Source organism: Bacillus sp. TH13 (assembly GCF_016651175.1).
GTDB lineage: Bacteria > Bacillota > Bacilli > Bacillales > Bacillaceae_G > Bacillus_A > Bacillus_A thuringiensis_S.
This window is the reverse complement of record NZ_JAEKEJ010000025.1, coordinates 4,511,280-4,524,193: the sequence shown is the minus strand read 5'-3', so window position 1 is coordinate 4,524,193 and position 12,914 is coordinate 4,511,280. Positions and strand designations below refer to the sequence as shown.

The following is a 12,914-nucleotide window of genomic DNA, read 5'->3' as shown; positions in this document are numbered from 1 at the left end:
TTTACACCCTCTTCTTTGTTAATTTAAGTAATACTTTGCTCAAGCTTTCTTCCGTAAGATCCTCTGCATCAGCAAAATCTGATACCGTAAAAGCAGACTCTGTTGTTGGTTTATTTATAAGTTGACGAAGATGCCTCAACATACCATCTGCTATCACTTGAATTTTTAATTTAGAAAACTGTTCCCTACTATACATCCAAATAAAATGTAACTTTTCATCTTTCACCATTCCGATAACATCAATTAGATGAGATGGTTTGGAATCTGGAGCATGATCTAAAAATGTAAATCCTGTCTCTTGCATAAACAAAGAGTCCCTTGAAAACACCTGATCAAATTGGCCCAAATAGTTAAAGCTTATTGAAGGCTTTTGCTGATAAAACGGAAGTAATCCTTTATTCAAGTAACGTAAAATACCATAGTCAACTCCGCGATTTGGGATTCGACGCAATTGCTCTTTGACTGCCTTTAACCCTTCAATAGGTGTCTGAGTTCCTTGAAAATTGAGATGAACGGGATAAATACTCGTGAACCAGCCCACTGTCCTTGATAAATCAATACCTTCAATCATCTCTTCTCTCCCGTGTCCTTCTAGATGAATAGAAACGGTTTGCTGATTTGTACAATCGACGATAGCTTGTCCTAATGCCGTTAATAGTACCTCATCAATCCTTGTCTTATGAGTGACTAGAACTTCGTGAAACAATGCTTGTGTTTCTTCTATTCCTAAAGTCCTCGTCACTTGATCAATCGATTCTTCTGTCGTTTCTTGTATTGGATAGTCCATTGGAATTTTCATCGTTTCTTTTTCTACTTGTTCATTCCAATAATCCTTTACTTCTTTTGAAATACCCGAATCACTGTATGTCTGAAGTCGTTCAGACCATTCTTTAAAAGATGTACTTTTCGCAGGTAAGCGAATTTCTTGACCTTGTTTCATCTGGTTATATACCACCTGTAAATCTTCCAATAGAATCCTCCATGACACTCCATCTACTACTAAATGATGTATCACCCAGAATATTCGATCATTTTCAGTCAAGTTATCTTCAAAGTACACTACTTTCATTAACGGACCAGTAATTAAATTGAAACTAGCTTGATGAATATTCATCTCTTCTTGTATTATTTTATTCCACTCTTTTTCATTAACTTGATTCCGTTTTACAACATGGAGTACTGACAGCTCATCAGTCCCTTCATTTCTCTGCCTCCACGTTCCGTTTGGTAACTGTTCGTACCGGAAACGTAAAGCATCATGATGTTTCAGTAAATTTAATATCGCTCCCTCTAGTAATTTCACATCCAATCTTTCTTTTACTCTTAAAAGCATTGATTGATTCCAATGCTCTGTATGTGGATGTTCTTGCTCGAAGAACCAGCACTGAATTGGAGTAAGAGGCACATCACCTATCACAATTCCCTGCTCCGCTTGTACTCCCTGCGTTTCTATAGCCACTTGTGCCAGCTCAGCGATAGTTGGGCATTCAAACATTTGCTTTGGAGTAAGTTTTAACCCCACTTGACTTGCTTGAGATATGATTTGAATACTGAGAATCGAGTCGCCACCAATTTCAAAGAAATTATCATAGATTCCCACCTTTTTAACACCTAATACTCTCTTCCAAATGGTAGTTAGTATCTGTTCGTTACTATTCCGAGGGCCAACACATTCACTATTAATCTGCGTTTCCTCCGGCATAGGTAAGGCCTCACGATCAACTTTACCGTTAGCTGTAAGTGGAATAGCTTCCATCGCCACAAATCCCGAAGGAACCATATAACTTGGTAGTTTCGCTTTAAGATACTCTCTCCACGCATCTACATTTCCATCTCCTACAACATATGCTACTAATCGTTTATCGCCTGGCTGATCTTCTCTTACAATTACAACTACCTCTTTTACATATGCATATGTATGTAAAGTAGACTCAATTTCCCCAATCTCAATTCGGAAACCACGTATTTTAACCTGATGATCAATTCTTCCACGATAATCTAGATTCCCATCTGGCAAATACCTCGCTAAGTCTCCTGTCCGGTATAATCTTGCTTTCAGATCACTACTAAATGGATGAGATATAAAACGCTCTGCTGTTAATTCAGGTCTATTTAAATACCCACGTGCAAGCCCTGCCCCGCCAATATAAAGTTCACCATCAACACCTATAGGAACAGGTTGTTGATAAGCGTCTAGTATATACACTTCTAAATCGGGAATCCGCTTTCCAATATTACTTCTTGAAGCCTGCTGCACATCATCTAAAGTAATTGGATAATATGTAACATGAACTGTAGTTTCTGTAATTCCATACATATTAATTAACTGTGGGTTTTTCTCCCCATACCTTTGAAACCACGGTAACAAGCTAGTAGGTTCTAACGCTTCTCCGCCAAATATGACATAACGCAGCTGCAAATTTTTATTCTTATCTTCTTGTTCACACACTTGTATTAATTGTCGAAATGCGGAAGGTGTCTGATTTAGAACTGTGACTTCTTCCTCCACCAATAATTGATAAAAATCCTTAGGTGATCGACTAATCCAGTACGGAACAACAACTAATTTTCCACCATATAATAATGCTCCCCAAATTTCCCATACTGAGAAATCAAATGCATACGAATGAAAAAGCGTCCAAGTATCTTTTTCATTAAACTGATACCAACAATCCGTCGATTTAAATAACCGAATGACATTGTGATGCTCTATCATAACGCCCTTTGGATTTCCCGTTGATCCCGAAGTATAGATTACATATGCCAGATTTTGGGGACCGACACTAGAAACCGGCAAAGTCTTACTTTCTTTCCCAATCTCATCTTGATCACGATCCAGGCAAATCGACTCAACATTTTCTGGTAACCAGTTCAATTCTTTTAAACTTTCTTGCGTTACGAATAACTGAATGCTAGCATCTTCTAAAATATATTGAAGTCGTTGCTCTGGATATGTTGGATCAAGTGGGACATAAGCCCCACCAGCCTTCAAAATCCCTAAAATACCTACAATCATCTCGTGGGAACGTTCAACGCACAGTCCAACTAAAGTATCAGGTCCTACTCCTTTTTTCTGCAGATAATGAGCTAACTGGTTTGCACGTTCATTAAGCTCCTTATAAGTAATTTTTTCTTTTTCATACGTAACTGCAATAGCATTTGGATAAATCATCGCTTGCCGTTCGAACATTTCATGAATAGTTACTTGAGGCGGGACATCCAGTTTAGGATTGTTGAACTCAACTAAACTTTTTCTTTTATCTTCCTCAGAAATGATTTCTATTTCAGCCACCTTCTGCTTTGGGTTTTCAAAAATATTTTCCAGTATCACTAGCATAACGTTAAAGAATCGTTCTATCTCTTCCTTAGAAAATAGCTCCTCACGATAATCAATATGTACATGTAAAGAGTCTATATCAATTAGATTTTCAATATGCACTGCAAAATCTTGTACTTCTTCACGGTTTGGAATCCATAGTGAGTCACCACTTTCATCACGATTCCTATAATCAATCGTAGTTCCGAAAAGTCTCACATTACTGTTACTCTCTTTATTAATCTGCTTTAATAACAAATCAAATGGATATTTCTGGTGTCTTAATGATTTACTTTGTTTTCTGGACACCCTACTAATAAATGAAAGTACTTCTTCTTCTGGATCAATATCCATTCTTAAAGGAACTGTACTCACCATCATTCCAATCAATTTTCGTTCCATTTTAGTCATACGGTTGCCGTAAGCCATTCCTAAACCAATATCAAGGGATGAGGTCCACCGATACATGGACAACGAGAAAGCAGCAACAAAAAGAGTATATAAACTAATTTTGTAATCTTCAGAAAATTTTTCTATCTTTCTCTTCAAATGTTCCGTTAATATAAACGTCTCACGTGATGCTTTGGTACTAACTTGGTACGTATTATAAGGCTTCAACCCGGTCACAGATGGCAGTGTTTTAAATTCCTCTAACCAGAATTTTTGATCTTTTTGAAAACGACTACTATTCAAGTATGTTTGTTCATTAGTCAGAAATTGAACATATGAATTTTTAATTTCGCCTTCCTCATTCTCGTTATGCATGTCATAATAATATTTTGCAATCTGCTCAGTAAATATTTGAATTGATAAACCATCCATAATAATATGATGAACATTTCCAAAGACCGCACATTCATTATCGTTTAATTTTATTAAAGCGAAATAGTATAAATTCGAATTAAATAATGTAAACGTTTCTTTTGTTTTCTGCTCAATCCATGCCTCAAGCAAATTTGTATTCTCCACATTACTGAAATCAAAAAACTCAAATTCTTGTTCTTCATGTTTAATAAAATATTGTTTAGGTTCTTGATGCCCATTTTCTTTTAACCTAATGCACAGACCGTCATTTTCACTGATAACGCGATTCACAACTTGGTTTAATTTTGAATAGTTCATTTTTCGATGAAGTTTAAATAAAAATCTTAAATTACATATTCCTTTATCAGAATGAATAACTTCTGTATACCATATTCTTCGCTGCGGATGGCTTAATGGATAACATTCCTCATTGGTCATAAAAATCTTCCCTTCAAAAATTATTTGCTCTTATAGGTTCGTGTTTATGTTTAGCCCATAAATATTTCTGCAGTGAAACTCCAATTACTCCAATAATAACAAGCCCAATCCCTCCATAAACATAGAGTTGAGTTACTCCAAACAAATGCACTAATGGACCACTCATAGCAGGAGAAATAATTAGAACTGCGTTTGTTAAACTGCTTTGTATACCAAATACTCTTCCTACTTGATCTTGATCCGATTCTATTTGTAAAATGACTTGATTAGATACAAGCATCAGCCCACTTCCGATACCAGCGATAAAACTAATTAAATAGGCTAAAACGAAGACCGTACCGGGCGTTATCAAACCAATCCCCCCAAAACCAATTCCCATTAAAACCATACCTCCACATACTACCCAGCCATATTGAAATTGTTTTAATTTCTGAGTTAGTAATGCACCAAGTATTCCGCCAAGACCAATAATAGAAATGATATATCCCATTTTACTTTTATCATGTGGGAATAAGCTCTTAAATAAAGTTGGGAATTGTGAGTCTACTAATTGTAATACCGCCATGGCTATTGTAACGAAAATCATGGTTGATAATATTATCCGATTAGATAACACATAACCCCACCCTTGTACCCAAGCAGTCCAAGTACTTTGTTTTTGCTTTTCAACAAATTCTTTCGATATAGTTTCTTTAAATTTTATTGTGGGTATCAAAACTAAAGTAGCTAATAAACAACTTATAGCTCTTATAATGAGGCAGAACTCTGGTTGAAACCAGCTCAACAACATGCCCCCTATAAGTGGGCCTACTATCTTTGTACCCTGCTCTACTATTCCGTTGATACTTACTGCTTTAGTAAGCAAGTCCGGGGATACAATCTGTCTTGTTAGTGTTTGCTGTGCAGGATAATAGAAAACAATAAAAATGGAACGAATCATTAATGCCACTAAGAGCCAGTGGATATCTTGTACAAATAAAAGAGCAATTGTTATTAGACCAACCATTAGATTACAGAACATCATAATTGGAATTTTTCTAAAACGATCTGCAATAACACCTGCCCATGAGCCAAAAATAATTCCAGGAAGTGCATATGCAACAGGAATCAATCCAATCATAGTAGGATCTACTTCCCATTCAAACCCAACTATAGTCATAATCGCTAACATATCAATAAAAACACCAAGCATAAGCAATGAATAGGCAGAGAAAACTTGTAAATAAACCCTATTTCCTAATAGGCCTTTTGAATCAGTAGTTTTCATAAAAGCAAGCTCCTTAGGTTACTAATATAAACGCTTTTGCGTATAAGGTACCTCTTTATTAAACTTAATTAATCATTATTGACATCTCACCTAGAATTTAACTTCGTCAAAACTCAAACTAGTATTATTTTTTATATCTTTAAAATAGTCAGATAAAAGAAGGCGTACCTATTTCTTCATTTTTATATCAACTGTTACAAAATATATCTTTTCCTTACACTAATAACAGCTAAACGTTGCCTTAATATAACCCTTTACAGTCGTTTGCACATTCAATTCACATCCTTTTTAAAGTTGGCTTTTTTCTATCTCAAATACTATCACACAAATATTTCACCTACTATATTCATAAAGTTGAAATATTTGAATCAGAAAATTCGGATAAAAAACCAAGTCCACAAATCATAACAAAACTATTATTTAGTTATATTTTCATTTTATAGATAGCTTTAACCATAGGGATATTAAGAATATAGTTTTTTAATTTTATTAACATAATAGTTTAAAGAGACTATAAATCCTACTAAACAAAAAAATAAATATACAATAAAGTATATTTATTTTTTCTTATCCTACATATTTTCTATGCAAATTAATTCCAATAACTAAAGTTGATAATAAAAATATAATACTACCAATCACTAATGTACTCATAACAAGAATTGAATAATATAGTATTAATACTTCTGCACCTACTACCTATTTTATTTATTGGATATTTATACTTCAAAAAAATTACACATCATTCACAATTAGGATGCATACCCAAAATATGATTTGAACATGTTATTATATTTTAAGATAATATAAAATCCGTTTTTCTATAAGAGAACTTAATTTTTATGTAGTACGAAATTGTTAGTAATACAGTATATACTAATTTAGTTATAAAAACATTTAAAGACCACCTATTTCCATAAGTGATCTTTCTTTGTGATTCTGCATTTGTGCACTACTGTAGAAATATATTGTAGAAATGCTTTGTTTGCTAAATGTTTAGTTCTTTCCATTTACTAAAAAACATAGCTTCATACACTTAATATCATATTCGTTACATTGCAAACTATTATTTTGTCTTCTGTACAGGCAAACTACTAAAAATTAATTCAGCAACTTTTACATATCCTTTTGAGTTTGGATGAATTAAATCCTTAGACCAAAGCATATTGTCATTAACTAAATGATGATTCCAAAAATCAACATGATGAAGCTTATACTCTCTGCTCAGTGAATGTATAACTTCATTTGCCTCTAATAATTGTTCTTTTATTACTTGTTTTTTTTCAGAAGCAAAAGGAAGCCTAACTGTAAAATCTGGAAGGTTTGCTATAATAATATCAGCACCTGCTTTACTTAATGAATCTATCATAAATTCCATATCGTTCTTATATGCATCATGATTCCAACGTCCTTTTAAAACATCGTTTGCCCCTGCAATGAGACTAACCAAATCTGGATTAAAAGTTAACGCCTTTTCCAATTGCTGCGAGCGAATTTCTTTAGTTACTAACCCACGCTTTGCAAAATTGGCATATTCTATATCGTTTTCACACAGTTGAACAAAATGATCTACCCAGCTTTTTAATGCAATTCCCTCAACTTCATCCCCTATCCCCTCTGTAAAACTATCACCAATTGCTAAAAATCGCTTCCACATATGTATTCCCCCTTTATTTTTAAACATATCTATACTATACAATAGCTCACACCGTAATTGTTATTTCTAAGTGGTTTTCAATTTCAATTATATTCCACTTTATTATATTTACATTTAGAATCCAAAATTGACCGATTCCTAAGTATACTTAGGAATCGGTCATATTCGTATATTTACTAAAGAAATAAAATCTCTCTAGGAATTATACTTTTTTCAAAAAATTGTTTGTTCTTTGTTTTGCCCAGTTGATACATTTCTTTTCGATTAAATGATACGAAACTATAGAAAAAAGTAGTGTCATTGCAATGCATAAAGTAAGAAGGAAAAAGATAGGTATCTTTGTATACAAAAGTTTAAATAGTACCATCATGATTGGAAAATGACACAAATAGATACTGTATGAAATTTCTCCTAAATATACAAATACACTCTTATTTAAAAATGCTTTTACTTTTAGGTTACTCATAGCCATTATAATAAATATACTAACCCCCATTACGACACCCCAATCTTTTAATAAGAAAGTAGTATCATTACGGGAAAAACCATAAATTAAAATGGAATATAAATACAGAATAATCCCTAATGCAATAAGAAATCCTTTTTTAATTTTTTTCATATTCCTATATGAGTAGATAAGTTTTTCCTTATACTTAAAAAGTAACATTCCAACAATAAACATAGATGTAAAATGCAGTGTATCAGCATAACCATTATAAAATCCTTCAGCTTTCCCAATATGCAACATATTAAGAAAAACACTAATTAAAGAAAAGCACAAAGCAAATAGTATCGTTTTCTTCCAATTCAGTTTATAAAAAAGAAGAAATAACAAAGGAAATACAATAGATATACGCATTTCTTGAGCCAATGACCAAATAACTGGATTATAATTTTCCGTAAAAAAGTTATTAAGAAGCACAAAGTGGTTTAGAATATCTAATTTTGTTATAGACCCTTGCCACCTATCATAGAACCAATCCCGTAGCCCTACCACTTCATACGACGAAAATAAAATAAATAAAACAAAGGTAACAATTATCCAAAAATAATAAGGAATATAGATTCTTACAAATCTCTTAATTAAATATCCCCAATAATTTGTTTTTGAATGATAAAGTGCCATCGATAACACAAAACCACTTAATACATAAAAAACGATAACAGCTTCCCCACCCGCCCATAAAAACCTAAGCGGGGAAAATTTAATAGAATTAGGCAACGATGGTAGCATTAAACAAAAATGTCCAAATACCACAGTAAGTGCCGCTAACCCTCGTATGGAATCTAATTCTTTTATTCTCTTACTCATAAAATGTTCTCCTTGTAAATTGTAGATTTTGCTTTTCATAAAGGCCACTATGCGAATGTAGTGGGAGAATTGTACATATCGTTTCTTTAAATTCCTAATATAAGCAGTACAAAGTTAATTTGACCTCCATTTCTTTATATACATAATTTAAAACAAAATATTTAATACAAAGAAAAGATTTTATTAAATTTTTATAAAGTGAAACTTTAATGGGTGGTTTTTCATCATGTAACTTTATTAAACTAACCTTGCACCAGAATCCTTTAAATCGAAAGATTCATAATAAACGCCATCCCTTCTGTATATTTCTACAAAAAGAATAGCGTTTTTGGAGTATATGGATACAAATTCATTTTAGCTTGATAGAAATACCAAAAGTTCCGAAGGACCAAATTTGAAAAGTAATACAATCTTTCATTCCAAACTATTTACATAAGAATCTATAATACTTTGAAACCTTTTGTTTCAAACTAATATTTAGTTGTATCCTATAAAATTAGCTTTTTACTATATCAATCGCACTATCCCACATATCACTAAAAAAAGATCCAGTTTTACGTATAAAACGTGTAAACCAATTTGCTTGTTCCACATCAGATTTTGTTACAAGGTCTATTTGTAATGAATTACCTGATAAGAACCCAGGATCGGTATTATCTTTAGGCGAGATAATTATTTTACTAATTGTTACACCTTTTTTAATAGGCGCTTCTGGTTCTTTATTTGATACTTTAAATTCTTTTTTATAACCGTCTTTGTTGCCCTTCGGCATTGGAAGTGAAACAGCTTGCTTCGTTTGAACTACTACATCTTTCTCTTTTGCATTCGCTACTCGTACCGTTTCATGTCCTTTTACTACTGAATCTTTTCCGTAGACATTCTTCACTTCAAAATTCGCAAATCCATAATCGTATAATTTCTTTGTTTCATCAAAACGGGCCGTATGAGATTTTGCTTTTATCACTACAGAAATTAGGCGCATACCATTTCTTTCTACTGTACCAGTGAAACAATCTCCCGCTTCTGGAGTCGTTCCTGTTTTCAAACCATCTACACCTTCATATTGCTTAATTAAACCTTTTAACATCCAGTTAAAGTTCGCCATATCAATTGGATATTTACCACCCTCTTGGAATGTTTTTTTAGGAATTTTTGCTGTATTCAATATTTGGGGAAAATCTTGAATAAGACGTTGTGCTAAAATTGCACAATCCCTTGCAGACATTTTATTTTTTTCGTCTAGAGTTGTCCCTTCTAGGTGATATCCTTTTAAATCTTGATTTGTTAAGCCTGTAGAGTTTACAAATTTATAATCTTTCATTCCAAACTCTTTCGACTTATCGTTCATCATTTTTACAAAATTGCCCTCTTTACCAGCAATCTCTTCAACTAAAGCAATTGTTGCACCATTTGCAGAATAAATTGCCATTGCCTCATATAACTCTTTTACCGTATAAGAGCCACCATTTTCTAATGGAACGTTTGATAATGAACGATCTTGCGAAATCTTATGTGCATATTCAGAGATTTTAACTTTTTGATCCCATTTAAGTTTTCCTTTATCTACCGCTTCATGAACTAAGTATTCGCTCATCATTTTTGTCATACTAGCAATTGCCAATGATTCATCTGCATTTTTTTGATATAAAATTTTTCCGGAATTTGCTTCTATTAAAATTGCTGATCCTGCTTCAACGTCTATAGCAGAAACTGTTTCCGCTGCTGCTCTTCCAAATGTAACGAACATGCTAAAAAATAGTGTAAGCACTGTTACTATTGCAATAAATCTCTTGCAAAACATACCTTTCACTTCTGTTACCTCCAATATCTTTGTACTCAAAAAAGAGTTATTCTAACATAATCTCAAAAAAAATAGACAGTGTTCTCAAATTGTATATACATATTAGACGTTAGGATTGCTTTCATATAGACCATCTCATCTGACACTTTTAGGTGCCCTGATACTTTGTATTCCCACGCATATCCTTATTTTTAATCCCCTTATATTTTTTAAAATGATTCGCACTTTCATATTTTTTAGGATTACAATTAATAGACAATCTAAATAATACATTTGTTCCACATTTACAAAAAATAAAGTGAAACTTTAATCAGTGGGGGTTTTGTTCATCCCCCACTAATTATTAGCCCTTACCAATCGGGCTTTTACGGGCAGTAAGACCCCCACCTAACTTCTTCGCTTTCGCTGAAATTTGAGGTGGAGGTCTTACTGCCCGGCAAATAGCGGGATAAAACCAGTGTGTCCCAATTAAATATCGAGACACACTGGTAACAAAGCATTCGTTTATTAGCTATCAAGGATTTTAATTATTCAATTCAGCTATTTGCTAGACTTATATTAGAGATAAATTTTCTTTAGTCTAAACTATTAGTTTTTTGTAATAAAGAAACTACACCCTATACTGAATGTAGTTTTTCTAACTGATTTATTTATTTTTTACTTCATTTTTATAAAAAGCAAATAATGGTTCGATGGATGGACTAGATAACAGCAGAATTGCCTTCTCGATCAATTTCCTATCCCAATCAAACCAACGCATTTCCATTAACATGTTTATTTCTGTATCAGTGAATCGTTTCTTTATTTCCTTAGCAGGATTTCCACCAACTATTGTATACGGTGGAACATCTTTACTTACGACAGATCCTGCAGCAACAATTGCACCTTCACCAATAGTAACACCAGGCATTATTATAGCATTCATTCCAATCCAAGCATCACTTTTAATGACTGTATCGCCCTTAGTTTCATATGATTGTTCAATTTGCTCAGCGAATGGATATACTGTAATCCATTCTGAGTGATGATTATGGTTACCACCCATTAAAATGACTACTCCACTTGCAATGCAAACATAATTCCCAATAATGAGTTTATCAAGATGCCATCCCATCTGTTCAATTGGATTAAACAGTGCTTGTGACTTAGCATCCCCCCACAAATACCTTACACAACCATCTTCAAAATTTTGATGACCATAATATCCTGAATAATAGGAGTACTCTCCTACTTCAATGAGTGGATTTGTTACTATATCTTTTATATATTTTGTTTCTGACCAATGATTAAATAATGGATCCTTCATAACTTTATTCCTCGCTTCTAAGTATTATATATTTTGTTATTTACTTAGAAGCTTACTACGACTGCTACATTTTTTAGCTTTCTCAAACGACGAATCATTATCTTCAAGCCTTTCTTTTATAATAAAAAAAGCATAACGCAATAAATTACACTAGTCAAATTGTGTAATTTTGAACTCGACTTAAATAGCGTAATAATGCAACAAGAGCATAAAAACAATCTAGCCCCTATACAAATAATATATTAGTTTATATTTTGTAAAAAAATTTTAATTGCCATGACAAAGCAAACAATAACCACTATTGGTCGTATTAATGACGTCCCTTTTGTAAGCACCATCTTCGCTCCAATATATGATCCTATAATTTGACCAAGCATCATAATCAACCCAATTGCCCAATCGATTTGGCCGAAAATAATAAAATACAACAAAGCAGCGAAATTACTTGTAAAATTCAAGATCTTAGCATTTGCAGTTGCTCTTGTAGCACTATATCCACATAAAAGAATGAACGCTAAAGCAATTAAACTACCTGTTCCTGGGCCGAAGAAACCATCATAAAATCCAAGGAATGGAGCCACTGTTAACGCAAACAACAACATACTTATTTTTCTCGGTCGATCTTCGTTTGCTATATTTGGAGATAATAGAAAATAAAGACCAATAATAATAAGTAAAAAAGGTAATATCATGATTAGATATTCTGCCCGTATCTGTAAAACAAGCCATCCACCGAAAACGGATCCCAAAAAGGTCATTAAGATGGACAAACGCATATCTTTGAGATTAATTTCTTTCTTCTTAATAAAAATCATTGTTGCCATGAGGGTTCCGCTACTCCCTTGTAGTTTATTAGTTGCTATCGCTACAGAAGGAGACATACCTACTAATAACATTATCGGGATAGTTATCATACCACCGCCCCCAGCAATTGTATCTATCCATCCTGCTAATACAGCTACTAAAAATAGTAGTATGAGTAATTCAATAGTAAAATCCATACAAATAATAGG

7 protein-coding genes are annotated in these 12,914 nt (G+C 33.1%); all 7 read right to left on the bottom strand.

Translation table 11 applies throughout. From position 1 onward, the window contains the following. Position 1 precedes the first annotated feature (1 nt). Positions 2-4,558 (bottom strand): non-ribosomal peptide synthetase, encoded by a 4,557-nt coding sequence (locus tag JFU02_RS31680; protein WP_061667090.1) that lies wholly within the window; start codon positions 4,556-4,558, stop codon positions 2-4. Between the two features lie 13 nt (positions 4,559-4,571). After that, complete coding sequence (locus JFU02_RS31675) at positions 4,572-5,825, bottom strand: MFS transporter (protein ID WP_000858613.1); 1,254 nt, start codon at positions 5,823-5,825, stop codon at positions 4,572-4,574. Positions 5,826-6,891: 1,066 nt separating this feature from the next. Further along, a complete protein-coding gene (locus JFU02_RS31670) occupies positions 6,892-7,482 on the bottom strand; it encodes an SGNH/GDSL hydrolase family protein (RefSeq protein ID WP_061667589.1) in 591 nt (196 codons plus the stop codon). Between the two features lie 202 nt (positions 7,483-7,684). Beyond that, a complete protein-coding gene (locus JFU02_RS31665; protein ID WP_086406426.1) occupies positions 7,685-8,833 on the bottom strand; it encodes an acyltransferase family protein in 1,149 nt (382 codons plus the stop codon). A 457-nt stretch (positions 8,834-9,290) separates the two neighbouring features. Continuing rightward, positions 9,291-10,604, bottom strand: coding sequence for a D-alanyl-D-alanine carboxypeptidase family protein (locus JFU02_RS31660; RefSeq protein ID WP_346656164.1), 1,314 nt, complete (start codon positions 10,602-10,604; stop codon positions 9,291-9,293). Positions 10,605-11,241: 637 nt separating this feature from the next. Continuing rightward, the gene (locus JFU02_RS31655; protein ID WP_061667591.1) at positions 11,242-11,901 is read right to left on the bottom strand and encodes a CatB-related O-acetyltransferase; all 660 of its coding nucleotides are present in this window, start codon (positions 11,899-11,901) and stop codon (positions 11,242-11,244) included. A gap of 242 nt (positions 11,902-12,143) precedes the next feature. After that, positions 12,144-12,902 (bottom strand): TSUP family transporter, encoded by a 759-nt coding sequence (locus JFU02_RS31650; protein ID WP_000347982.1) that lies wholly within the window; start codon positions 12,900-12,902, stop codon positions 12,144-12,146. Between the last annotated feature and the right edge of the window lie 12 nt (positions 12,903-12,914).